Raw genomic sequence first — 23,506 nt, 5'->3', positions numbered from 1 at the left:
GGGGAAAGCAGGCCTTCCTAGGTGAGGCCACCGTTGCTCATCAGCAGCTGGCCGTTGACCCACTCGCCCTGCGGGGAGCAGAGGAAGTCCACGAGGTGCGCGGTGTCCCGGGGAGTGCCGAGCCTGCCGAGCGGGGTGCGGCGGACGCAGTGCTCGCGGACCTCGTCGGGCATCCAGCCGGTGTCGACCGGCCCGGGGTTGATCACGTTGGCGGTCACACCGAGGTGACCGAGTTCGTGGGCGGCGGCCAGGGTGATGCGGTCCAGGGCCCCTTTGCTGGCCCCGTAGGGCAGGTTGCCGACGGTGTGGTCACTGGTGAGGCCGACGATCCGGCCGGTGCCCCGTTCCGCGGCGAAGCGGCGTCCGAATTCGCGAATGAGCAGCCAGGTGGCGCGGGCGTTGACGGCGAAGTGCCGGTCGAAGCTCTCGACCGTGGTGTCGAGCAGCCCCGAGTCGACGGACTCGCAGTGACTCATCACCAGCGCGGTGACCCCGCCCCTCTCCTGTTCGACCTCGTCGAAGACGCGGGCCGGGGCGTCCGGGTCGGCGAGATCCGCTTCGATCGCGGTGGTGGCGGCGCCGAGTTCGGCGAGGGAGCGGCTGATCGTCGCCCGCGCGCCGGGCTCGCTGCCCCAGCTCATGCGGTCGTCGTAGGGGGTCCAGTAGGTGAAGGCGATGTCCCAGCCCGACGCGGCCAGCCGGCGGGCGATGCCCGCACCGATACCGACGCTGCGGCCCACGCCGGTGATCAGGGCGAGCGGGCGGTCCTCGCGCGCCGAAGAGCCTTGCTCGCGGGCTGGCCGGTCCATCGCGGTGTCGGTCGTCACGGGCCGGAATGCTCCCCGAACGACACCACGGCGTCAATCGCTTTCCGTCGCCGCGAGGCCCGGCCCAGGGACGTGGAGACGTGAGCCCCAGGCCTGGCCGAGCACTTGTGTCAGGGCGTCCCGGGCGGGCGCTCACGCCTCAGGTAGCTCCCTGGGTTCCAGGGGCTGCGTCGCCGGGCCCTGGAGGACCGTGCCGTCCGTGGCGAAGCGGGAGCCGTGGCAGGGGCACTCCCAGGTGGTCTCCGCCGCGTTGAAGGCGACCAGGCAGCCCAAGTGGGTGCAGCGGGCGGAGACGGCGTGGAGCGCGCCGCTCTCGTCGCGGTGCACGGCGCAGCGGCGCCCCTCGACCCGGACCACTGCCCCGGAGCCCGCGGGGATCTCGTCCACCGAGTCGACGTGGGTGCGCAGCCGGTCCCCGACGAAGTGCTTGGCGACCTCCACCTGCTGGCCCAGCAGCGCGGGCGCCTCCCGTACGGTCTTGAGCAGCCGGCGCGGGTCGTAGAGGTCGGCCCAGGGGGACTTCTCCCCGCGGACGAGGCGGGCCAGCAGGCTGCCGGCCATGACGCCGCCGCTCATGCCCCAGCCGCCGAAGCCCGTGGCCACGTACGTGTGACGGGCCCCGGGGTGGAAGGGGCCGACCATGGGCACGCCGTCGGTCACGGAGTTGTCCTGGGCCGCCCAGCGGTAGGCCGTCTCCGCCACGTCGAAACGCTCCCGCATCCACGCGTCCAGCTTCCGGAAGCCGGCGGCGGCGTCGCCCGTGCCCGGGGTGAAGCCCTCACCCGTGACGATGAGGAGCCGCCCGCCGTCGTCGCCGTACGGCGCGGTGCGTACCGAGCGCTTGCCCTCCTCCTGCGTGATGTACATCCCGCCCGGGTCCTGCCCGGGGGCCAGGGGAGCCGCGACGACGAGTTCCCGGTTGGCCGAGAGCCGGGCGAAGAGCAGAGCGCGGTCGAAGACCGGGTAGTGGGTGGCGACGACGACGTCCTTCGCCGTGACCGTGTGCCCGGACTCGGCCGTCACCCTGCACGGAGAGCCCTCGCGCAGGCCGGTCACCCGGGTCCGCTCGTGGATGACGCCGCCCCGCGTCCGCAGGTCCTCGGCCAGCGCCAGCAGATAGGCGCGGGGATGGAACTGCGCCTGGTCGTCGACGCGCACCGCGCCCGCCACCGCGAAGGGCAGACCGGTGACCTCCGTGTACTGGGCGGGCAGCCCGGCCTCCCGCGCCGCCTCGGCCTCCGCGCGCAGCTCGTCCGTGCCGTCCGGGCGGGTGGTGTACGTGTAGGCGGGCGCGCGCTCCAGCTGGCAGTCGATGCCCAGCTCGGCGCCGACGTCCGCCACGTGCTCCACCGCCTCCTGCTGGGAGCGCGCGTACAGCCGGGCGGCCTCGGGCCCGCGGGTCCGGCGCAGCCGGTCGTACACCAGGATGTGCAGCGAGGACAGCTTGGCCGTGGTGTAGCCGGTCACCCCGGCGGCGATGCGGTCGGCTTCCAGGACGGCCACCGTGCGCCCCTCGCGGGCCAGCTCCCAGGCCGTGCTGAGCCCCGCGATGCCGCCGCCGACCACGGCGACGTCCACCTCGATGTCCTGCGCCAGCGGTGGGTACGACGTCGGGTCGCTGGTGTCCATCCAGTACGACTCGGGCCGGCCCGGCAGTGGCCCGGTGCGAGGTGCGTCGGCCATGGTGGCTCCCTGGTCTCGGGGGTGATCGTGGGTGGTACGGGTTCCCCCCTCCCCGCCGGGTCAACCCGGCGGGGATCTTGCCCACAGGCTACGCAAAGCGGACATCGCGCGCTTGTGGGGTCAGAGCCAGTCGCGGGGCAGCGTCTCGTTCCACGTCCGGGAGAAGACGCGGCGCTCGCCCTCGTAGCCGTCGAGCGTCGCGTCGACGAAGAAGCGGCCCTCGTCGCACCGCAGCACCGTGCGGGTGCGCACGCTCACATCCCAGTCGTCCCGCGTGAAACGCATGGTCCACGCCGACTCGCCGGACACCGAGGTGAAGTCCTCGCCGGTGGAGGTGTACCGCTCGAACGCGCGGCAGCCCACGTCGAGGCCGATGTCGTCGTACCGCACCGTCCCGCGGTCCTTGACGATCTCCAGCGCCGAGTCGTAGTTCACCAGGTCGCGCCGGACCTCCCAGCGCTGGTCCGGCGGCGAGAGGCGGGTGGTGGACAGCGGCTCCGCTCCCTCGGGCTCCTCGAAGGGACGCTGCGGCGCGTTGTCCGGTTCGGCGACCGGCCGCACCGGCAGCCGCAGCGCGCTGGAGCCCTCGTACACGCTGAGCAGCACCGGTCGGGGGGCGGGCCAGGCGAGCGGCCAGTACGAGGTGGACAGCGAGAGCCGGATGCGGTGCCCGGGCGGGAAGGACTGGGCCACGCCGTTGAGCTGGAGCGTCGCGCGGTAGCGGCGGCCCGGTTCCAGGGGCTCGGGCTCGCCCGTGCCGTCCCTGCGGGTCAGGTTGAGCACGCCGTACGTCACCCGGGTGGCCCGCCCGTCGGGGGCGACGTCGGAGATGCGGGCGGCGACCATGGCCACCGGCTCGCTGACCGACAGGTCCAGGTCGACGGCGGGCGAGCCGAGGATCTCCACCGCCTCGGTCAGCTCGGGGGAGTCGAAGACGAGCGAGCCGCCGTCCTCCTCGCGCTGGTCGTAGGGCAGGTCCGGCGGAGCGTTGTAGGACGCCCACTTGCCCGCGAACTGGCCCACCGACAGCGGGGACTGCACCGTCATGGCCTCACCGGCGGCGTCCGGCTCCGCCACCGGTTCGCCCTGCCAGGCGATGCGGTGGCGCATCAGGGGACGGGCGACGTCCTCGATGTGCGGCGAGGGCCAGTGGGGCTCGCCGACCCAGCGGCCGGGCCGCTCCTCGTAGGAGGTCGAGGGCGGCACACTGTCCTGCATCCAGGCCCGCAGCATCGGGCCGTCCATGACGCCGTTGTCCTCGCCCTTGAGCCAGTGGTCCCACCAGCGCACCACCTCCTGGAGGTAGCCGATGGCGGGGCCGGGCTCACCGAGGTGCGGATACTTGTGCGACCAGGGGCCGATGAGTCCCTTGCGCGGCACGTCCAGGTTGCCGAGCAGCCGCGTCACGGCGTTGGAGTAGCCGTCCGCCCAGCCGCTGGAGGCGAGGACGGGACAGCGTACGTCCTGGTAGTTCTCGCAGACCGAGGCGTGCTTCCAGTACGCGTCGCGGCGCTGGTGGCGCAGCCACTCCAGGACCCAGGGCCGGGTGCCCTCCATGCGCTCGTGCCACATCTCGCGCCAGCGGTCGCCGACCACGGCCGGGTCGGGCGGACAGGTGCCGTAGGCGAACATGGTGCCCGCCTCGGCGAGGTTGTCCGACAGCATCGCGCCGCCCATGTAGTGCATGTCGTCGGCGTACCGGTCGTCCGTGAACGAGGAGATGACGATGGCCTTCAGGCTCGGCGGCCGGCGGGCGGCGACCTGGAGCGCGGCGAACGCCCCCCAGGAGATGCCCATCATGCCGGTCGTCCCGTCGCACCAGGGCTGCTCGGCCAGCCAGGCGAGCACCTCCTCGGCGTCGGTCTGCTCCAGCTCCAGGTACTCGTCGCGCAGCACGCCCTCGGAGTCACCCGTGCCGCGCACGTCGACGCGCACGCACGCGTAGCCGTGCCCCGCGATGTAGGGGTGGTGGATCGAGTCGCGCACGGAACTCAGATCGCGCTTGCGGTACGGGATGTACTCCAGGACGGCGGGTACCGGAGTCTCGTCCGAGCAGGTCGGGCGCCAGATCCGCGCCGACAGACGGGTGCCGTCGGACATCGGGACGACGACATGCTCTTCCTCTTTGGTCGCGTACGGGAGATTGCCCACGTGACGCATGGGGCCGTGCCATCCTCTCGGTCGGTTCCTCCGCCGGGCAGGCGGAATCGGGGTCCAGGGGCGGGGTGCCCGCTCGCGCGCCCTAGTCGTTGGTCACGTCGCGGCCGCCGGGCTCGGTGCCGTCGAAGGTGAGCCCGAGCGCGGCCACGCACCGGTCGTACTTGCGCCGCAGGTCCTCCTCGTCGTCGCCGCCGATGGAGAAGTGCGCCAACTCGTAGCTGTAGCTGTCCTGGTGACCGGCGTCGGAGAGCCGCTGCCCCTCCTCGACCAGCACCTCGATCCGCACGTTCCCGATCTCCCGCTCGATGCGGTCGATCTCCTCGCGCGTCGGCACGTCGTGCACCACACCGTCGGCGAACCACCGGTAGTACCACTTGGCGGAGGTCGCGCAGGGGCCCTCGCGGTGCGGCAGCGCCGGGTCCTCGTCGAAGGCGAGGCTGACCATGCTGTGGTGGTTGGCGACGCCGTCGACGTACTCGAACAGCTCCGCGTGCGCCTGCGAGTGCCGGGGATTGATCTCCAGCAGGTTCAGCTCGTCGTTCGACGGGTCGTAGAAGTACTCGATGCTGAACGTCGCGTCGTCCATGCCTATCTGGCGCATCACCCGCTCGGACACGTCGTGCAGGCGCCGCACCACGGGCTCCGGCAGGGTGGAGGGGTACTGATGGCGCAGGAAGCACGAGGAGTCGGGGTAGTTGATGGAGTCGAGCACGCCGTAGACGGTGACCTCACCGTGACGGACGTATCCCTCCACCGCGACCTGGATCCCGGACAGCGCCTCCTCGGCGAGACAGACCTGGGCGCCGATCCCCGCCATCTCCCCGGGCAGCTCGATCTGGTCGAGGATGTACTCGAAGGGGCGGCCGACCGTGCCGATGCCCTCCTTGATCCTCGCCACGGCCGCGTCGAACTCCTCCTCGTTCTTCACGCCGTAGGCCAGCTTGGAGGAGTACGACAGCGCCGGCTTGAGCCACATCGGGAAGCGCACGCCCTCGGGCGGCCGCGGCGTCTCGGCCGTCAGGTCGACCCGTCCGAAGCGCGGGTGCTCGTCGATCACCTTCTGCTGCTCCAGGCGGCTCCAGTACTTGTGCTCGCACTTGACGACCGACTCCAGGCTGGTGCTGCGGGTGCCGTAGCGGTCGCCGAGCATCGCCACGAGCGTGCTCACCGGGAAGTCCCAGTAACCGACGATCGCGTCGATGCTGCCGTCGAAGGCGTCCAGCACCTTCTGCGCCTTCTCCAGGAGGTCGGGGACGGATACTTCGCCGCCCTGCAGCTCCTCGATCGTCAGCAGCGGATGGAACGTGCAGTCACCCGCGTGCGGGATGGCGTTCAGCGTGGGCACATTCGCTTCGTCCAGACCGATCACGAACACGTTCTTACGGCTCACAGCCACGAAAAGATCCTTTCCTAGGGGTCGAAGGGGGTGTGTACCCGAGGTGCCGACCCGCACACGTCGGCCATGAAAAGCGGAAAACCGGCCATGATGAACAGGGAGGAACCGACCGGGAGGAGAACCATGGCCGACCGACGCAGGCGGGACCAGGCCGTCGTCCGCGCCCTGCTCGACGCCCACGGCCGCACCTACGCCGAGGACGCCGGCATCCGGCTGCGGGACACCCCGCAACCGCTGTACCAGCTGCTCGTCCTGTCCGTGCTGCTCAGCGCCCGTATCCGCAGCGCCGCCGCCGTCGGCGCCGCCAGGGAGCTCTTCGCCGCCGGACTGCGCGATCCGCGGCGCATGGCCGGGGCGTCCTGGCAGCAGCGGGTCGACGCGCTGGGCCGCGGCGGCTACCGCCGCTACGACGAGCGCACCTCCACCCAGCTCGGGGACGGCGCGGAGCTGGTCGAACGGGAGTACGGAGGCGACCTGCGCCGGCTGCGGGAGGCGGCGGGCGACGACGACAGGGCGCTGCGCGGGCTGCTCCAGGAGGTGCCCGGCCTCGGCCCCACGGGTTCGGACATCTTCCTGCGGGAGGTGCAGCGCGTGTGGCCGGATGTGGCGCCCCGTCTGGGGGACAAGGCCTTGCAGGGCGCGCGGCGCCTCGGCCTGCCCGACGACCCGAAGGAGCTCGTGCGCCTCGCGGGCGACGCGGACCCGGCGGCTCTGGCGGCGGCGCTCGTCCGGGCCGCCCTGGACAAGACGATCACCGAGGAACTGACCGCCGAGCCGGACGTCTCCTGAGCGAGGCCCCGGCCGCGTACTGAGGGAGGGCCCGGCTGCGTGGAACCACGGCCGGCTGGTTGCTGCACGAAGGCCCAGCCGCGTAGAGCGAGGATACGGCCGCGTGCTGAGCCAAGGCCTGGCCGCGTGCTGGGCGAGCGGCCGGCCGCGTAGAGCGAACCCCGGCCGTGTGGAGGAAGCTCGGCCCCGTGGAGGGAAGCCCGGCCGCCTGTCGAGCGAGGACCCAGCCGCGTGGAGGGACGGCCCGGCCGCGTGCTGCGCGAAGGTTCAGCCGCGTAGGGTGACGGCCCGGCCGCGCGTCACACCGGGAGCAAGCGCGCGATCAGCGCGCCGAGCTGCCGGGCGTTGCGGCACTCGTGCATCTCGACCAGGTGGGCGTACGCGTACGCCGCCGAGTCGCCCGTCGACCACTGGGAGCGCTGCTCGGGGTTGAGCCAGTACACCTGGCGGGCCCGCTCGGCGATCCGCCGCAGCGCCGGGAGGTTCGGGTCGCTCATGTTCGTCCGGGCGTCCCCGAGGACGAAGACGGTGGAGCGCGGGCCGACCGCGTCGAGGTGGCGCTCCGCGAACTCGCCCAGGGACGTGCCGTAGTCGCTGCTGCCGTGCCACCCCGTCACCGTCGCCTCGCCGAGGATGCGGGCGCCGAGCCCCGCCGGATCGGCCGAGCCGTGCGTGAGCAGCCTCGTCACCTCGTCGACGCGGTTGACGAAGGCGAACACGCGCACCTTGCCGAACTGGTCGTGCAGCGCCTGCACCAGCAGCATCGTGAAGTTCGCGAACCCCGCCACCGAACCGGACACATCGCACAGCAGCACCAGCTCGGGGCGGGCGGGACGGCGCCGGCGCAGCACCGGCCGCATCGGCACCCCGCCGGTCGACAGGGAGCCGCGCAGCGTGCGCCGCAGGTCGATGGTGCCGTGCGCGGCGCGCCGGCGGCGGGCGGCCAGGCGGGTCGCGAGCCTGCGGGCCAGCGGATGCACGGTCCGGCGCAGCTCGTCCAGCTGGGCGCGGCCGGCGAGCAGGAAATCGACCCGGTCGGCGGTGGTCGCCACGGCACGGAGGGCGATCTCCTGCGTGCCGCGCCGCTCGGCGACCCGTCGGCGTGCCTCGGTCCGCACGTGCTCGCGGAACCCTTCGATGCGGCGCCGGATCTCATCGGCCTCCAAACGGTCCGTGAACGCGGCCTCCCCGATGGTCTCCTCGCCGGGCCCGCCGTCGGGGCGTGCCCGCAGGGCGGCCAGAACGCGGGCGAGGAGCGTTTCCGGCCGCAGCCGGCCGAGCGTCTGGTGGGCGGACCAGCCGTCCGAGCCCTGCCCGGAACCGCCCGAGCCGTAGCCGCCGAAGCCGTCCACCGCCTCCGCCGCCAACCGGCCGAGGAGGGCCTGGTCGTTCGCGGCGAGGGCGGCGACCAGCCGTTCGCGCAGCGCCTCCCGGTCGGGCTCGCCGTCCCCGCCTCGGCCGTCCGTACCGTCGGGCGCGCCCACACCCAGCGGGAAGTAGAGGTCGAAGACGGGATCGAAGACGGCCCGCTGGCCCTCCTTGTGGAGCAGCGCGGCGGCCAGGCCCTCCCGGACGCGTTCGCGGTCGGTGAGACCGAGCGCTTCCAGGGCGGCCGCCGCGTCGACGGTCTCACCCGTACCGATACGCAGGCCGTGGGAACGCAGGGTCGCGACGAGACCGGTGAGTCGACCGGCCAACCCCTCGGGAGCGGCCGTCGCAGGCGGCCCGTCGGGGAGTGCTGTCACAGCGCGTCCAGGTCGAGCTTGGCCGCCGCCTTCAGCACGTCGTCCTGGTGTTTGAGCAGGACGCCGAGGCTGTCCCGTACGACGGTCTCGTCCAGGGTGGCGGCGCCGAGCGCGAGCAGGGTGCGCGCCCAGTCGATGGTCTCGGCGACCGAGGGCACCTTGCGCAGGTCCATGGCGCGCAGCGCGCCCACCACCCGCACCACCGACTCGGCGAGCGCCTCGTCCAGGCCCGACACCTTCAGGGAGACGATGCGGCGCTCCAACTCCTCCTCGGGGAACCCGATGTGCAGGAACAGGCAGCGCCTGCGCAGCGCCTCCGACAGTTCCCGACTGGCGTTGGAGGTGAGCACCACGAACGGGCGGCGCTCCGCGCTGATCGTGCCCAGCTCCGGCACCGTGACCTGGAAGTCGCTCAGGACTTCCAGGAGCAGGCCCTCCACCTCGACGTCGGCCTTGTCGGTCTCGTCGATCAGCAGGACCTTCGGCTCGGCGCCGCGGATCGCCGTCAGCAGCGGGCGCGGGAGCAGGAACTCCTCGCTGAAGATGTCCGTGCGCGCCTCGTCCCACGACTCGTCGCGGCCGGCCGTGATGCGGAGCAGCTGTTTGGCGTGGTTCCACTCGTACAGCGCGCGGGACTCGTCGACGCCCTCATAGCACTGGAGTCGGACCAGGCGGGCGCCCGCGACCCGGGCGACGGCCTTCGCGAGCTCCGTCTTGCCGACGCCGGCCGGGCCCTCCACCAGGAGCGGCTTGCCGAGCCGGTCGGCCAGGAAGACGGTCGTGGCGACCGCGGGCGAGGCCAGATAGCCGCTCTCGGCAAGGCGGGCCGCGACGTCGTCGACGGATGTGAAGTACCCGGTCGTCATGGTCAGTTCTCCTGGTTCGTCCATCCGGCCCGCGCCGCGCTGCCCTCGTGCGGCTCGCCCTCGATCCGCCACTGGTACCTGATCAGCTCCGAACGCCGCCCACAACACGCGGACGCGGTTTGCGGCGCACGTCACGGTCGGCGGCATGACCCGGCACCTCGACCGTGCAGTAGTTCGGCAGAAGTGCAAGCGTCATGAGTCTTTCGCTGATCTCGTGCGCGGCTAGACCACAGGGATCCGCTTACGGACAGCCCTACCGACACCGTCGGCGACGGCCGACACCCCCGCACCGACCGCCTTCTCTGAAGGCCCTTCCCGGCCTCGACGGCATTAACTGTCTTGCGCGCACGACGTGACGAGGACGGTGTCGCACGCCGGGAGCCCCGCAGTACCGGCGGGTACCACCTCGTCGCGCTGGCCCTCGCGGCGTTGTGCGACGGCCAGAATGCGGACACGGCCGGCCGCCTCAAATCCTGGCACAACCCCAGGTGCAGCGTCACCTTCGAAGCCCAGGGGAACGCCGCGAACCTACAGGTGTGCCAGGCCCTCCGGCATTGCACCCCGACACCTGACGTGACTGTCGCGCCTGCCTCTGGGCTTTCGGCATGAGGTAGGTTCGCCGGGTGTGCCGCAGCCGCCGTCTGCTGAACGGTCGGCGCCAGGTGTGGACGTATGGTTGGGACGCTGAGGACCGACTCACCTCCGTGACGACGCCGGACGGGGCGACCTGGCGCTACATGACGACCCCCTGGGGCGCCGTGTCTCCAAGCAATTGGTCGGCGAGGACGGCACAGTCACCCGGTGCATCACCTTCATCTGGGACGGTAGCCTGCTCGTCGAACAGGCTGCTGCCGACGGCACCGTGACAACCTGGGACTACGAGCCGGATTCGCACCGGCCACTGACCCAGGTCGACCGACACAGGACGACTACGACGTGCGATTCCACGCCGTTGTCACCGATCTGGTGGGCACCCCTACGGAACTGGTCACCACCGGTGGTGATATCGCGTGGCAGGCGCTCACCACCTTGTGGGGATCGGATCTCCGGCCTATGTCGACGATTTCCCACGCGGACTACGAAGCGTCGATCGACTGGATGGAGGCCATCACTGTCCTGCTCGACGAAGTGCTGCCCCATGAGGACGGCATCGAGCACCGGACCGGGCTGACGGACGCGACGATCACGGTGACGTGGGAGACCTCGCCCTGACAGGCGCTCAGAATGTGACGGCCGCTCTCCGGACGAGATCTGGACTCAGGACTCGACGGGGGTCAGGACGAAGACCGGGATCTCGCGGGTCGTCTTCTTCTGGTAGTCGCCGTAGTCCGGCCACACCGAGACCGCCCGCTCCCACCACGCCTTCCGCTCCTCGCCGGTGACGACGCGCGCGTGGTAGTCCTTCTTCACCGGGCCGTCCTGCAGTTCCACGAGCGGGTGGGCGACGAGGTTGTGGTACCAGGCCGGGTGCGCGGGGTCGCCCCCCTTGGAGGCCACCACCGCGTACTCCCCGTCGTGTTCGACGCGCATCAAGGGGTTCTTGCGCAGCTTGCCGCTCTTGGCGCCGACCGACGTCAGGACGATGACGGGCTTGCCCCGCATCGTCGTGCCCTCGGTGCCCCCGGAACTCTCGTACAGCTCGGCCTGCTTGCTGACCCAGTCCCACGTACCCGGCTCGTACTCTCCAGTCAAAGGCATGCCCTGCTCAACGGAGCGGTGGGCGTTCCGTATTCCCCGCGGGCGGAAAGACATCGGCCCACAAGACGGCAAGAGCGGGCGGAACGCTTCGGACCGCGGCCGGCCTCAGCCCAGCCGCGGGATCTCGATGGCGGGGCAGCGGTCCATGACCATGGCCAGGCCCGCCGCGCGTGTCCGCGCGTAGGCAGCCTCGTCGATCACGCCGAGCTGGAACCACACCGCCTTGGCGCCGGCCGCCACCGCCTCGTCGGCCACCTGGCCCGCCAGGGAGCTGTTGACGAACACGTCGACCACATCCACCTGGAACGGCACGGCGGACAGGGACGGATAGCCCTGTCCGCCGTGGACCGCCGCGGCCTTCGGGTGGATCGGGACGACGCGCTTGCCGAAGCGCTGCAGGACGGCCGCGACGCCGTACGCCGCCCGGTCGCGGTTGTCGGACAGGCCCACCACGGCCCAGGTGTCGCCCAGCCCCGTCAGGATCTCGCGCACCGTCTCCTGGTCGCCGTACATGACCTGCCTCCTCGACACTCGAACACCCGCGGCCGGATGCCGCCCGGGACCTCGGTCAGACGTTCACGCCGAAGTCCGACGCGATGCCCCTCAGCCCACTGGCATAACCCTGGCCGACCGCACGGAATTTCCACTCGGCGCCATGGCGGTACAGCTCGCCGAAGACCATGGCGGTCTCCGTCGAGGCGTCCTCCGAGAGGTCGTAGCGCGCGATCTCGACGCCGTCCGCCTGGTTCACCACGCGGATGAAGGCGTTGCGGACCTGGCCGAAGCTCTGGCCGCGGTTCTCGGCGTCGTGGATCGACACGGGGAAGACGATCTTCGAGATCTGGGCGGGCACCTGGGCGAGGTTCACCTTGACCGCCTCGTCGTCGCCCTCGCCCTCGCCGGTGAGGTTGTCGCCCGTGTGCTCGACCGAACCGTCCGGGCTCGTCAGGTTGTTGTAGAAGACGAAGTGCTGGTCGGAGACGACCTTGCCGGAGTCGTCGCAGAGCAGCGCGCTGGCGTCCAGGTCGTAGTCCGTGCCGGTCGTGGTGCGCACGTCCCAGCCCAGGCCGACCAGGACGGCGGTGAGGCCCGGGGCCTCCTTGCTGAGCGAGACGTTGCCGCCCTTGGCCAGGGAAACTCCCACGATGTCCTCCTGAGATCCGAGTTCCGGGTGCTTGCTTTCGTAGAATCTGAGCACGGAATCTACAGGAATGTAGAAGCGGGTGGGGTGCTCATGGCCCGTTACGATGTGGCGTTCCCGGCCGCGGAGCACCATGAGGCTGGAGGGAGAACCGGGCATGGAGCGTGACGACCACGAGCGCGAGGAGCGCCGGCCACGGCTGCGCCGCCGCGCGCAGGGCGAGCTGGAGCAGCAGGTGCTCGCCGCGCTGCACGCCGCCCGCGGCCCCGTCAGCGCCGCCTGGGTGCAGGAGCGGATCGGCGGCGACCTCGCGTACACGACCGTGATGACGATCCTCACCCGGCTGCTCGCCAAGGACGTGGTGAGCCGGGAGCGCGCGGGCCGGTCCTTCGCGTGGACCTCCTCCTCGGACGAGGCGGGTCTCGCCGCCTTCCGGATGCGCAAGGTGCTCGACGCCGAGAGCGACCGCGAGGCGGTCCTCGCCAGCTTCGTCACGACGCTGACGCCCGACGACGAACAGCTCCTGCGTGAGCTGCTCGGGCGGGCGGGCGCCGGAACCGACGACTGACGGCCGATGGGAGCCTGTGCCTGATGGGCGTCTTCGTCTTCCTGCCCCTCGTGCTGCCGTTGACCGCCTGGCCCGTCGCCCGCCTCGCCGAGCAGCATCTGCACCCGCGCACCGCCACGCGCGTGCTCACCGCCGTCGCCGGTGTGATGGCCCTGTGCAGCACGCTGTGCCTGGCCCTCCTCATGGTCGTCGGCACGGCCCAACTGCCGGGCAACCCCTTGCCGGACGGCTGGTCGGACCCCGAGGTGCGCGCCGCCGTGCCCTACGACGAGTTCGCGGGAAAGGCCGCGATCCCCGCGCTGCTCGCCGTGTGCGCCGCGTGCGCGCGCACCCTGCTGCGGCACGCGCGTGTCCGGCGCCGGGGTCATCGCGCGCTCGCCGCGCTCCCCGGTACGTCCGTCGCCGTGCTGCCCGACGAGGCCCCCTACGCCTACGCCCTCCCCGCGCGGCGCGGGGGCCGCGTCGTCGTCACCACCGGCATGCTGGCCGGGCTCGCGGCATCCGAGCGGCGCGCGCTGTTCGCGCACGAACGGGCTCATTTGGCGGCCCGTCACCACCGGCATCTGCTGATCTCCCAACTGGCGGCCCGCGCCAATCCCTTCCTGCGGCCGCTGCGCACCTCCGTCGCCTTCACGGCGGAGCGGTGGGCCGACGAGACGGCGGCGCTCGCCGTGCGGGACCGGCGGGTCGTCGCCCGCGCGATCGGCAAGGCGGCCCTGGTCTCGCGGGGCGTCCCCGCGCCGGCCCTCGCGGGATTCGCCGCGCCGGGGCCCGTGCCGCGCCGCGTCGCCGCGCTGCTCGCCCCGGCGCCCGCCGCGCGCACGCGCCCCTCCTTGTTCACCGCCGTGGGACTCGCCCTGTGGGGCGCGGCGTTCGGCACCGCCGTGTCCGCCATGTCCTCGGCGAACTCGGCGGTCACGATGGTGCTCATCCTGCGCGCGGCCACGCCGCTGTGAAGGGGCCCGCCGCCGGGCCGACGCGACGTACGACTGACGCCTACAGGTCGAACTCGTGCGGCGGCAGGTCGAGCGCGAAGCACGCCTCGCGCACCACGGCCTGCTCGTCCTTGTCGAAGTCGCCGTCGGCGCCGCCGATGACTATGCCGATCTGAATGACGGCACGGGCCTCCGCGGGCTTCTTCCTCGCCTTGGCGACCTCCTGGAGGAGGCTCACCTTGCCGAACGCGAAGTCGGCGGTCAACTTGTCGACACAGGCGTCGAAGCGGCGGCGCAGGTCGTCCGCCGGGAAGTTCTGCAGCACCTCGTTCGTGCCGATGAGCTGCGCCACGCGCAGGCGTTCGGCGGCGTCCACGGTGCCGTCGGCGGCCGCCACCAGGGCGCACATCGCCATGCTCGCGTCGCGGAAGGCGCCGCTCTTCAGGTCGTTCTTCTTCGCCATCAGCTGGGTCTGCATCGTCGACGCGGACTCCTTGAACCGGTCCCACAGGGCCATGAGGAACTCCCCAAACATATCGGTGTTTCTACAACACTGTAGAAACTAGCAGTCGGGCCGAGAAGTTCCCGACCCGGCCGACGGCCTGGGGGCCCACTCATCCTTCTCATCCTTGGGTGCGGCGGCCGGGTGCAGCATCTGACCGGCCGCCAGTTCGCGGTACAGGGGGCTGACGGCGAGCAGCTCCTCGTGGCCCGCGCACGCGGTGGCGCGGCCGTCCTCCAGGACGACGATCTGGTCCGCGTGTTGGACCGTGGAGAGCCGGTGCGCGATCACCAGCAGGGCGCATTCCCGCGCGGCGTCCCTCAGTACCGCGGTGAGCGCGGCCTCGTTGATGGCGTCGAGGTGGGAGGTGGGCTCGTCGAGCAGGAGGAGTTCCGGGCGGGCGAGCAGGGCGCGGGCCAGGGCGACACGCTGGCGCTCACCGCCCGAGAGGGTGTTGCCGCGCTCGCCCAGCATGCCGGACAGGCCGCCCTTGAGCCGCCGTACGACAGCGTCGAGCTGGGCGAGTTCGACGACACGCCGCACCTCGGACTCGGGGGCGTCGGGCACGGCGTAGGTGATGTTGTCGCGCAGAGTGCCGTGCACGACGTGGGTGCTCTGGTCGACGACGGCGATCCGCTCGCGGCATTCGGCGCGGGTCAGGTCGGTGGAGGGCCGCCCGTCGAAGAGGAGGGCCCCGGAGTCCGGTTCGTAGAACCTCGCCACCAGGGCGAAGATCGTGCTCTTGCCGGCCCCCGACCGGCCGACCAGCGCCGTGTGACGTCGGTGGGGGACGGAGAAGCTGACGCCGCGCAGGACGGGCCGGCCGGGGTCGTAGCCGAAGGTGAGGTCGCGCAGCGCGAGGGCGGGCACGCCGTCGGAGGCGGTTCGCCGCGTCGCCTCCCGAGTGCGCGCCCGTACGGTCCGGAGGCCGGGGTCGACCTGGCCTCCGGGCCTCTCCCCGCGCTCCGGATCGGTCCGCCGTCCGGCGGGGGAGGGCTCCGCGGGCAGGTTCAGGGCCTGCTCGATGCGCTGGTAGGCGCCCATGCCCCGCTGGATCAGACCGGCCGCGCGGAACACCGACGACAGGGGTAGGACGAGGTAGGAGGCGTACAGCAAGAAGGCGACGAGGTCACCGAGGGAGTTCGCGCTGCCGGTGACGCGCAAGCCGCCGATGACCAGGACGAGCAGGAAGGAACCCTGGACCGCCAGTTCGACGGCCGGACTCATCAGGGAAGCGAGCCTCGCTGTCCGTACGCCCGCCTCGTACGCGGAGTCGACGCGCTCGCCGACGCGCCGGGCCTCGCGGTCCTCGGCCCTGTGGACGCGGACCATCGGCAGTGCCCCGAGGGCGCGTTCGAGGTCGGAGGCGATCGCGCCGACCGAACCCTGCATGTGCTCGGAGGCGGCACGGATGCCCTTCAGGAGCGAGGCGACGACGCCGGCCGCGACGGCCACGGTCAGGGCGACCAGGACGAGCAGCAGCGGATCGAGCCACATCATCAGGGCGATCGCGCCGGCGGCCACGAGAGCGCCCGTGACGAGGTCGACGAGGGCCTGCGAGACGACCTCCCTGAGCAGGGTGGTGTCGGCGGTCACGCGGGAGATCAGGTCGCCGGTGCGATGCCGGTCGTACTCCCGCATCTCCAGCCGCAGCAGCCGCGCGACCAGGCCGTGGCGGAGCTGTCGCACGACTCTTTCGCCCATGCGTTCCAGGACGAAGCGGCCGACGGCGCCCGTGGCCGCCTCGCCGACGAACAGGGCGGCCAGAAGCAGCAGAAGGGGCCAGTACGCCCGTCCGTGGTCGCCCGCGTCCACGATGTGCTTGGCGACGAGGGGCTGGGCGAGCCCGAGCGCGGAGCCCACGAGGGTGAGCGCGCTCGCCACGGTGACGGAGGCCCGGTGCCCGCTGGTGAGCCCGTACATGGTGGCCACCGCGGCCCGTGTCGAGCGGTCGGGCGCCTTCGCGGCCGCTGTCATGGGCGGCGCGACCGGCTCGTGACCAGGGGGCTGACCGCCAGCAGCCGCGCGAAGTAGTCGTCCGGCATGTCCTCGCCGACGGGCCGGCCCTCCGCCTCGATCCACGCGTGCGCGTTGAACGGCGGGACCACGCTCGCCCCCGTGCACCACGTGGCCCAGCCGCCCGTCAGCCGGCACAGCAGGACCGCGCCCAGCGAGCGGGGCAGGCACCCTTTGGGCCCGGCGCACAGCAGGCTGACCGCGCACATCGCGTCCCGGGCGTTCTTCGCCTGCGCGGCCGTGGCCGGCGCGGCTCCCCGGCGTGCGACAGCCAGGACGGCGCGGATCCTGCGCGGGGGCAGCAGCGACAGCACGACGGCCGGCAGCAGGACGAGGCGAGCCCCCAGGCGCCGGGTGAAGGGCACGCCGGTGGGCCGCACCAGGGCGCTCGGCGTCGTCATGACACCAACCCCGACTCCCGAAGCCCCCGCACGAGATCCGCGACGTCCTGCTCCGCGCGGGTCCGGCTGATGTCGAACTCCGCGACGAGCGCGTCGACGGCCGCCGCTTCCCCGCCGCCGTCCAGGAGGGTCCGCACGACCAGGGTGCCGGTGGGGTTGAGTTCCCAGTAGTCTCCGCTGCGCTGATCCAGCAGGACCGTGCCGTAATCGGTCTTCGTGGTGCAGACGTCGGGGCCGAACCGCAGTGCCATGGTGGGTGTCTGCCTTTCTCCGGGGGCGTGCCTAACGGGTACGGGCGGGGGACAGGCCGCGCAGCCATACTTCGGCGGCGATGGTGGAGTACAGGATGGCGTCGCGCAGCCCGGGAGCGGAGGGCCGCTGCGCGAGGCGGCGCAGCGCGTCGCCGTCGACCAGGCCGAGCTCCTCCAGCCGGGAGTTCTCCCACAGGGACAGCAGGTCGGCGCGGTGCCGGCGCAGACCGTCGGCGGCGTCCATCGCGGCGGCGGCCTTGGTGGTGCGCCGCAGGCACGCCTCGGGCACGATGCCGCGCATCGCGCTGGTGAGCACGGGCTTGTAGGCCCAGGGCGTGACGCGTTCCTCCGGCCGGATCGCCAGGCACGCCTCGATGACGCGGTCGTCGAGGAACGGCGAGGCCATCGGCACGCCGGCGCGGGCCGCCATGCGGTCCCACTGGCGGATGATGCGGGTGCAGGAGCGGATCTGCTCCAGATCGGCGTGCATGCCCCGGTCCGGGTGCAGCGGGGCGACCGTCGAGGCGGCCTCGCGCAGCGCCCGTTCGGCCATGCGTCCGGCGTCGGGTGTCACCCAGTCGAAGAGGCGCGGCGGCATGCCCCAGCCGAGGCTGGTGGCGACCGACGCGGGGAGCGGGTCGCGCAGGTGACCGGCGGCGTCGGCGAGGCATCGCCCGTACGGACGGGAGTCGGCGAGGGCGCGGACCGTCCCGCCGAGCGGCCACTGCCACAGGGCCCGGAAACCGCGGAGCTGCCGCAGCGCGAGGAGCGGACGGGCGCGCGCCAGCCGGTGGTAGTACGCCTCGGAGCACCAGGCCACGTGGTCACCGCCGATGCCCGTCAGGTGCACCCGGCTGCCGCGCGCCGCCATCGCCGGCAGGTGGCGCAGCACCCGCGAGCGGTCCATGACGCCGATGGTCGGTTCGTCCAGCAGGTCGTCGATGCCCAGGAGGTCGTCGTAGACCAGCGGCGAGGCGTCCGCGTCCCACACCACGTGCTCGACGTCGGGCAGATGTTTCGTCGCCTGCTGGGCCCAGTACAGATCGGTGTCGGCGGGATCGCGCCCCGGCCAGGTACTGGCCACGACCTTGGCCGGGGACCGGTCGGCCAGGAAACAGACGGAGGTCGAGTCCAGGCCGCCGGACAGGTCGCAGCTGACCACGCCTCCCCGGCGGGTGCGGGCGCTCACGGCGGCGCCGAGCGCCTCGCGCACCAGCGGGGCGCCGTCGGCGAGCGTACGGACCGGACGCGGCGGATGCCACCACCGCGAGTGGCGCACGGTCCGGCCGTCGGCGGCGACGACCAACGCGCTGTCCGGCGGGACAGCGGTGACCTCGCGCCAGAGGGAGGTCTCGAAGAGCGGGTAGGGGACCGGCCACAGCAGCCGGACGGCGAGCCGTTCCACATCGGGTTCGCTGCCCAGCGCGGCGGCGAGGACATCGGCACGGGTGGCGGCCACCGGCACCCCGTCCACGACCGCGTGGAACACCAGCCGGAGCCCGGACGCGGTGCCCTGCACCCTGAGCTGCCGGTCCAGGGCGGCGACGAGGTGGAAGCTGCCGGGCAGCGAGCGGGCCAACGCGTCCAGTTCGGCCAGATCGCGCAGCCGCCGGGCCCGGGCCTCCAACTCGGCGGCCTCGACGGGACAGCAGCCGATGACGGCCAGCGCGGCACGGCCGGCGCGGACCGTGACGATCTCCTGGTCGTCCCACTGGCCCACCAGCCATGGCCGGCCTGAAGGGTGGTGGAGGGTCCGTGTTCCGGGGCGGGCGAAGGTGCGGGCCACGGCGGCCGCCTCCGCACGGTCGTGGAAGACCGTGAAGTGCGTGTCGCCGGGGCCCGTCCCCGCACTCTCGTGCAGTTCAGTCATGACGTCGTGTCAGAACCGTCGCTCCGTCAGTTCTTGCTCAGGATGAGCCGGTCGTTGCCGGAGCGCGCCAGGAGCCCGGTCTTCTTCCGGAACGTTCCGAGCCGGACGAGTGCCGGTGCTTCGTAGGCCTTCTTCATGACCCCTCCTCGGGTTGCGGATCGACACCCCTTCCCTCGGCGGCGGTGCGCTGGGGCTCCGTCGGCCTGCCCTGGCCCCATCGGGGGCCGGGGCGAGGAAGTGGGCGCACCAACCAGCTAGGTGCATGACCGGAAGGTGCGGCAAGAGCATGAAAGAAAGTGTGACGATACGAAAAAGGCATATGTGGGCCGGTGTTCGCGTCGCCACTCGCGGATCGAGTCGGAACCGGACAACGTGTCGACCGCGGGCGGACAAGTGGAGACAAAACGTTTCCACCTGCGCATCGGACAACCCCTGCGATGGTCCGGTCGCACGGGGACGACAGCCGGGTCGGGAGGGGAGCCGCCGGGGCGCATTCGCCGGCGCCGTCGCGCTCCATCTTCTTCGGCCCCCGCCGTGACCCGGGCGGCCGTCGAGATCCCCGACCCACGGCTTCTGCCCCGGACCCACTCTCCGGTGCCCTCTTCCCAGGCACGCGTGCCGCGGAGTACGGTCCAGCGAGCCCGGGCAGGAGCGTGTGGTCTCCCGGCGATTCCGCCCGCGTCGGCGGTGACGGACTCGGGGAGGACACGCGTGACCGGACCCACTTCCCCCGCGCCGTCCACTCATCGCCTGAGCGAGGGCGCGGTCGGCACCGGGGACCTCGTCTTCTTCGTGGTGGCGGCCGCCGCGCCGCTGACGGTCATGGCGGGCGTGGCCCCGCTGGCCATCGGCATGGCGGGCCCGGCGGCACCACTCGGCTACCTGCTCTCGGGGCTTTTGCTGATCGTCTTCGCCGCGGGGTTCACCGCGATGAGCCGCTACGTGCGCAACGCGGGCGCCTTCTACGCGTACATCGGCCGGGGCCTCGGCCGCGCCGCGGGAGCGGGATCCGCCTGCGTCGCGCTCTTCTCGTACAACGCGATCGAGGTGGGGCTGCTCGCCGCCTTCGGCTGGTTCACGGAAGGGGGCTTCGCGGACCTGACCGGGGCCCATGTGCCCTGGTGGGTCTGGTCATCGGGCGGGCTCCTCGCCATCGGCGTGCTCGGGTACCTCAAGGTCACGCTCAGCGCCAAGGTCCTCGGCATCGCCCTGCTCCTCGAAGTGCTGGTGCTGCTCGTCTTCGAGGCGGGCGTCCTCGCGGACGGCGGCGGTCCGCGGGGGCTGGACCTCGGGACGCTCTCGCCCGCCCACCTCGGCGCCTCCGGGACGGGCGGCATGTTCGTGCTGGCAGTCGGCGCCTTCATCGGCTTCGAGGCCACCGCCCTCTACGCCGAGGAGGCACGGCGGCCCGAACGGACGGTGCCGCGCGCCACGTACATCGCCGTCGCGTTCCTCGCGCTCTTCTACACCTTCACCGTCTGGACGATCGTCGACGCGTACGGCGCGGACCGCGTCCGGGCGGTCGCGAACGGGGAGGGCGGCGCCGACATGGTGTTCACGGCGACCGAACGCTTCGCAGGGGCCTGGGCAGCCGACTCCATGCACGTACTGATCATCACCAGCACCTTCGCCGCCACCCTGGCCTTCCACAACGGAGCGGCCCGCTACTTCTACGCGCTCGGCAGGGAAGGGCTGCTCCCCGCCCGCCTCGGCACCGTCTCCGCGAGGACCCGGGCGCCGGGCGCCGCCGTGGTCGCCCAGTCCCTCGTCGCGCTCGCCGTGATCGTCGTGACGATGATCAGCGGGGCGGATCCGTACACGGTCACGTTCCTGTGGAGCAACGGCTCCGGCATCCTCGGCGTGATGCTCCTGCAGGCGCTCGCCGCGCTCGCCGTCCACGGATTCTTCCGGCGGGACCGGCGCGCGATGCCGGCCTGGCGCGTCACCGTCGCCCCGCTCCTCGCCTGCGCGGGCCTCACCGTCATGATCGTCCTCGTCTGCGCCCACCTCCACCTGCTCACGGGTGCCTCCACCGGAGTGAACGCGGCCCTGATCCTCCCCCTGCCCGCGCTGTTCGTCGCTGGGGTGGTATCGGCGCTGCGGATCAGGGGGCGCGACCCGGTGGCGTACGAGCGGCTGACGACCGTCGACGCCGAGCGCGCCTGACGGCGCACCCCCGAACAGACCGGGCGGCGCCACCGCGGGCGCCGATGCCCCACCGACCGAACGCGAACAAGGAGAAATCGACGGCATGACGGCGACGACCCTGGTCTTCCTCGGCCCCACCCGCACCGGCGGCCACGCCCACCGGGACACCACGGCGCTCGCCGTGCGGGCCGGCCGGATCCTCGCCCTCGGCGACGAGGCACGCGCTCTCGCCGCCGACGCCGACGAAGTCGTCCGCATCGGGGACGGGCTGCTGATGGCCGCCTTCGGAGACGGCCACGCCCATCCGCTCTTCGGCGGCCTGGAGAGCTTCGGACCGCAGATCAAGGAGCTGGACTCCGTCGCGGCGATCGTCTCCGAAGTCGGCCGGTGGGCCAAGGAGCACCCCGGGACCGAGTGGATCGTCGGCGCCTCCTACGACCCCGCACTCGCGCCCGACGGCGCGTTCGACGCGCGCTGGCTGGACGCCGAGGTCGCCGACCGGCCCGTCGTCCTGCGCGCGCAGGACTACCACACCCTCTGGTGCAACACCGAGGCACTGCGCAGGGCCGGGGTGAGCGAGAGGACGCCGGAGCCCCGTCTCGGCCGGATCGTGCGCCGCCCGGACGGCACACCCCTCGGCACACTGCGGGAATGGCACGCCTGCGACCTCGTGCTCGACCAGATCCCCGCCCGCGCGACGGACGAACTGGTCGAGGCGCTGCGCCGCGCCGGGCACGCGTACGCGCGCGCGGGCGTCACCTGGGTCCAGGACGCCTGGGTCGAACCGGACATGATCGACGCCTATCTCACCGCCGTCCGACGCGACGCCCTGGCCGTCCGGGTCGACCTGGCCCAGCGCGCCGACCCCGACCGGTGGCGCGCGCAGCTCGAGCCGTTCGTCGAGGCCCGCGCGCGGGTGGCCGCCGAGGGCGGGGACCTGCTGAGCGCGCGGACGGTGAAGTTCTTCAGCGACGGCGTCATCGAGGGCGGAACGGCCGCGCTGCTCGCCCCCTACCTCGACGCGCCGCACAGCTGCGGCATGCCCGTGTGGGAGCCCCGCGCGCTGGCCGAGGCCGTGCGGGCCTTCGACGCCATCGGCTTCCGGACGCACATCCACGCGATCGGCGACGCGGGCGTGCGCGCCGCGCTCGACGCGATCGAGGCCGCGGGCGAGGCCAACCCGGCCTGGGACCGGCGCCCGGTGATCACCCACGTCCAGCTCGTCGACCCCGCCGACCTGCCCCGGTTCGCCGCGCTCGGCGTCATCGCCAACTTCGAGCCGCTGTGGGCGCAGCCGGACCCGGTCCAGACCGAGCTGTCCGTCCCGCGCATCGGCGCGCACCGGGCGGACCTCCAGTACCCCATGGGGGAGCTGGCGCGGGACGGCGTACGCCTGTCGTTCGGCAGCGACTGGCCCGTCAGCTCGCACGTCCCGCTCGAAGGCGTCCAAGTCGCCGTCACCCGGCGCACGTTCGCGGGAGAGCCGCGAGAGGGCTGGCTCCCGCACCAGCGGCTCACCGTCGAGCAGGCGCTGACGGCCGCCACCACCGCGGTCGCCCACCAGGCGGGCGCCGACGAGCGGCTGAACCTCGCGCCGGGCGCCCCCGCCGACCTGGTCCTGCTCTCCGCCGACCCGCGCACCGTCGACCCGATGGAGATCCGCCACGCGCGCGTGCTGGGCACCTGGCTGGCGGGCCGCCCCACCTATCGCGCGACGGCCGCCTGACGTACGCCGACCGGCAGGACGATCGCCGTGGCGGCTACCCCGTCGCGGACCGTCCACCGGCCGGAGAACACCGTCAGCTCGGCGCCCTCCACCACGGGCCCCGCCACGAGCAGCCGCGCGGTGAACGTGCCGGCCGGGTCCAGCTCCAACCGGGCGTCCTCGAAGCCGAGCCAGCGCCCGGTCAGGGGGAACCACGTCTTGTAGACCGACTCCTTGGCGCTGAACAGCAGCCGGTCCCAGGGCGTGCCCGGATACCGGGCGCCCAGCGCGGCGAGCGCGGCACGCTCCGTCTCGTCGGCGATCAGGTTCAGGACATCGGGGTCCCGCAGCGGCTCGCCCGGCTCCGCGTCGATCCCGAGCGAGATCACCTCGCCGGCGCGGGCCACGACGGCCGCGCGGTACCCCGCGCAGTGCGTCATGCTCCCGACGACCCCGGACGGCCAGCGGGGCGCCCCCCGCTGCCCCGGCAGGATGGGGGCGGGCGGCACGCCGATGTGCCGCAGCGCGGCGCGGGCGCAGTGCCGCACGGTGGTGAACTCGTGGCGCCGCTTGGCCACCGCGTTCGCCACCACCGCCTCCTCCTCGGGGAAGAGCACGGCGTCGGCCGGGTCGTCACGGGTCTCGACGACGGTGACGGGCGCGGCGGCCAGCAGGGATGCCAAGGGGCCGGGGGATTCCGGGACTTGGCGCACGGATATCGAAGGGGACGTCACGAGAGATCACCGTACCCGGCCGGGGTGCCCTCGCGCGGGGACAGTGACGTGTGCCACCCGGCGCCGCTGCC

22 protein-coding genes are annotated in these 23,506 nt (G+C 72.6%); 6 read left to right on the top strand and 16 right to left on the bottom strand.

The genetic code is table 11. The annotated features are described in order from the left end of the window. Positions 1-17: 17 nt before the first annotated feature. The 4 genes from ACZ5GP_RS11000 to ACZ5GP_RS10985 all read right to left on the bottom strand — a co-directional run bounded on the left by ACZ5GP_RS11000 (position 18) and on the right by ACZ5GP_RS10985 (position 6,066). A complete protein-coding gene (locus ACZ5GP_RS11000) occupies positions 18-809 on the bottom strand; it encodes an SDR family oxidoreductase (RefSeq protein ID WP_468750729.1) in 792 nt (263 codons plus the stop codon). 150 nt (positions 810-959) lie between these two features. Beyond that, positions 960-2,510, bottom strand: coding sequence for an FAD-dependent oxidoreductase (locus ACZ5GP_RS10995; protein ID WP_468750548.1), 1,551 nt, complete (start codon positions 2,508-2,510; stop codon positions 960-962). A gap of 120 nt (positions 2,511-2,630) precedes the next feature. Then, positions 2,631-4,670 carry a CocE/NonD family hydrolase gene (locus ACZ5GP_RS10990; RefSeq protein WP_468750547.1) on the bottom strand — a complete coding sequence of 680 codons (2,040 nt, stop codon included), beginning with the start codon at positions 4,668-4,670 and terminating at the stop codon, positions 2,631-2,633. 82 nt (positions 4,671-4,752) lie between these two features. Then, on the bottom strand, positions 4,753-6,066 hold the full coding sequence (locus ACZ5GP_RS10985) for an ATP-grasp domain-containing protein (RefSeq protein ID WP_468750546.1): 1,314 nt from the start codon (positions 6,064-6,066) through the stop codon (positions 4,753-4,755). Positions 6,067-6,189: 123 nt separating this feature from the next. Here ACZ5GP_RS10985 and ACZ5GP_RS10980 point away from each other — a divergent pair, with 123 nt between their 5' ends. Next, positions 6,190-6,855 (top strand): endonuclease, encoded by a 666-nt coding sequence (locus tag ACZ5GP_RS10980; RefSeq protein WP_468750545.1) that lies wholly within the window; start codon positions 6,190-6,192, stop codon positions 6,853-6,855. Between the two features lie 299 nt (positions 6,856-7,154). On the opposite strand, the gene ACZ5GP_RS10975 is transcribed toward ACZ5GP_RS10980, so the two are convergent. Both ACZ5GP_RS10975 and ACZ5GP_RS10970 read right to left on the bottom strand, forming a co-directional pair. After that, a complete protein-coding gene (locus tag ACZ5GP_RS10975; protein ID WP_468750544.1) occupies positions 7,155-8,600 on the bottom strand; it encodes a VWA domain-containing protein in 1,446 nt (481 codons plus the stop codon). Next, a complete protein-coding gene (locus tag ACZ5GP_RS10970) occupies positions 8,597-9,466 on the bottom strand; it encodes an AAA family ATPase (RefSeq protein WP_468750543.1) in 870 nt (289 codons plus the stop codon). The genes ACZ5GP_RS10975 and ACZ5GP_RS10970 overlap by 4 nt, the downstream gene beginning before the upstream one ends. A gap of 936 nt (positions 9,467-10,402) precedes the next feature. Between ACZ5GP_RS10970 and ACZ5GP_RS10965 the strand changes: the two genes are divergently transcribed. Then, positions 10,403-10,678 carry a hypothetical protein gene (locus tag ACZ5GP_RS10965; RefSeq protein ID WP_468750542.1) on the top strand — a complete coding sequence of 92 codons (276 nt, stop codon included), beginning with the start codon at positions 10,403-10,405 and terminating at the stop codon, positions 10,676-10,678. Positions 10,679-10,723: 45 nt separating this feature from the next. Here the strand turns inward: ACZ5GP_RS10965 and ACZ5GP_RS10960 are convergent, their stop codons facing one another. From ACZ5GP_RS10960 to ACZ5GP_RS10950, 3 genes are all read right to left on the bottom strand, one after another. Next, positions 10,724-11,164: a nitroreductase family deazaflavin-dependent oxidoreductase gene (locus tag ACZ5GP_RS10960; protein WP_468750541.1), complete on the bottom strand. Its 441-nt coding sequence runs from the start codon at positions 11,162-11,164 to the stop codon at positions 10,724-10,726. A 105-nt stretch (positions 11,165-11,269) separates the two neighbouring features. Then, positions 11,270-11,677 carry a CoA-binding protein gene (locus ACZ5GP_RS10955; protein ID WP_468750540.1) on the bottom strand — a complete coding sequence of 136 codons (408 nt, stop codon included), beginning with the start codon at positions 11,675-11,677 and terminating at the stop codon, positions 11,270-11,272. A 55-nt stretch (positions 11,678-11,732) separates the two neighbouring features. Beyond that, complete coding sequence (locus ACZ5GP_RS10950) at positions 11,733-12,308, bottom strand: TerD family protein (RefSeq protein ID WP_361082143.1); 576 nt, start codon at positions 12,306-12,308, stop codon at positions 11,733-11,735. A gap of 154 nt (positions 12,309-12,462) precedes the next feature. Here ACZ5GP_RS10950 and ACZ5GP_RS10945 point away from each other — a divergent pair, with 154 nt between their 5' ends. Both ACZ5GP_RS10945 and ACZ5GP_RS10940 read left to right on the top strand, forming a co-directional pair. Further along, positions 12,463-12,873, top strand: a complete 411-nt coding sequence (locus ACZ5GP_RS10945) for a BlaI/MecI/CopY family transcriptional regulator (protein WP_468750539.1) — start codon at positions 12,463-12,465, stop codon at positions 12,871-12,873. Positions 12,874-12,896: 23 nt separating this feature from the next. Continuing rightward, positions 12,897-13,829, top strand: a complete 933-nt coding sequence (locus tag ACZ5GP_RS10940; RefSeq protein ID WP_468750538.1) for a M56 family metallopeptidase — start codon at positions 12,897-12,899, stop codon at positions 13,827-13,829. Positions 13,830-13,869: 40 nt separating this feature from the next. Here the strand turns inward: ACZ5GP_RS10940 and ACZ5GP_RS10935 are convergent, their stop codons facing one another. Genes ACZ5GP_RS10935 through ACZ5GP_RS10910 form a run of 6 tightly spaced genes read right to left on the bottom strand, consistent with a single transcriptional unit; the run spans position 13,870 to position 18,985 of the window. After that, positions 13,870-14,325, bottom strand: a complete 456-nt coding sequence (locus ACZ5GP_RS10935) for a tellurite resistance TerB family protein (RefSeq protein WP_468750537.1) — start codon at positions 14,323-14,325, stop codon at positions 13,870-13,872. 45 nt (positions 14,326-14,370) lie between these two features. Further along, positions 14,371-16,287 (bottom strand): ABC transporter ATP-binding protein, encoded by a 1,917-nt coding sequence (locus tag ACZ5GP_RS10930; RefSeq protein WP_468750536.1) that lies wholly within the window; start codon positions 16,285-16,287, stop codon positions 14,371-14,373. Next, positions 16,284-16,727 carry a lasso peptide biosynthesis B2 protein gene (locus tag ACZ5GP_RS10925; RefSeq protein WP_468750535.1) on the bottom strand — a complete coding sequence of 148 codons (444 nt, stop codon included), beginning with the start codon at positions 16,725-16,727 and terminating at the stop codon, positions 16,284-16,286. Before ACZ5GP_RS10925 ends, ACZ5GP_RS10930 begins: the two co-directional genes overlap by 4 nt. Beyond that, positions 16,724-16,978 (bottom strand): lasso peptide biosynthesis PqqD family chaperone, encoded by a 255-nt coding sequence (locus ACZ5GP_RS10920; RefSeq protein ID WP_468750534.1) that lies wholly within the window; start codon positions 16,976-16,978, stop codon positions 16,724-16,726. The genes ACZ5GP_RS10925 and ACZ5GP_RS10920 overlap by 4 nt, the downstream gene beginning before the upstream one ends. Positions 16,979-17,009: 31 nt before the next feature. After that, a complete protein-coding gene (locus ACZ5GP_RS10915) occupies positions 17,010-18,848 on the bottom strand; it encodes a lasso peptide isopeptide bond-forming cyclase (protein WP_468750533.1) in 1,839 nt (612 codons plus the stop codon). Positions 18,849-18,874: 26 nt separating this feature from the next. Next, entirely contained in the window at positions 18,875-18,985 is a 111-nt protein-coding gene (locus ACZ5GP_RS10910; protein WP_358584124.1) for a keywimysin-related RiPP, read from the bottom strand. A gap of 574 nt (positions 18,986-19,559) precedes the next feature. On the opposite strand from ACZ5GP_RS10910, the gene ACZ5GP_RS10905 reads away from it, so the two are divergent. After that, positions 19,560-21,014 (top strand): APC family permease, encoded by a 1,455-nt coding sequence (locus tag ACZ5GP_RS10905; RefSeq protein ID WP_468750532.1) that lies wholly within the window; start codon positions 19,560-19,562, stop codon positions 21,012-21,014. A gap of 85 nt (positions 21,015-21,099) precedes the next feature. Continuing rightward, complete coding sequence (locus ACZ5GP_RS10900; protein ID WP_468750531.1) at positions 21,100-22,722, top strand: amidohydrolase; 1,623 nt, start codon at positions 21,100-21,102, stop codon at positions 22,720-22,722. Here ACZ5GP_RS10900 and ACZ5GP_RS10895 read toward each other — a convergent pair. Beyond that, positions 22,701-23,384 carry a 4'-phosphopantetheinyl transferase family protein gene (locus ACZ5GP_RS10895; RefSeq protein ID WP_468750728.1) on the bottom strand — a complete coding sequence of 228 codons (684 nt, stop codon included), beginning with the start codon at positions 23,382-23,384 and terminating at the stop codon, positions 22,701-22,703. The genes ACZ5GP_RS10900 and ACZ5GP_RS10895 overlap by 22 nt on opposite strands. Positions 23,385-23,506 lie beyond the last annotated feature (122 nt).

Source organism: Streptomyces sp. NPDC031466 (assembly GCF_055581265.1).
The sequence above is the reverse complement of the archived record's forward strand: the minus strand, read 5'-3'. Positions and strand labels throughout refer to the sequence as shown.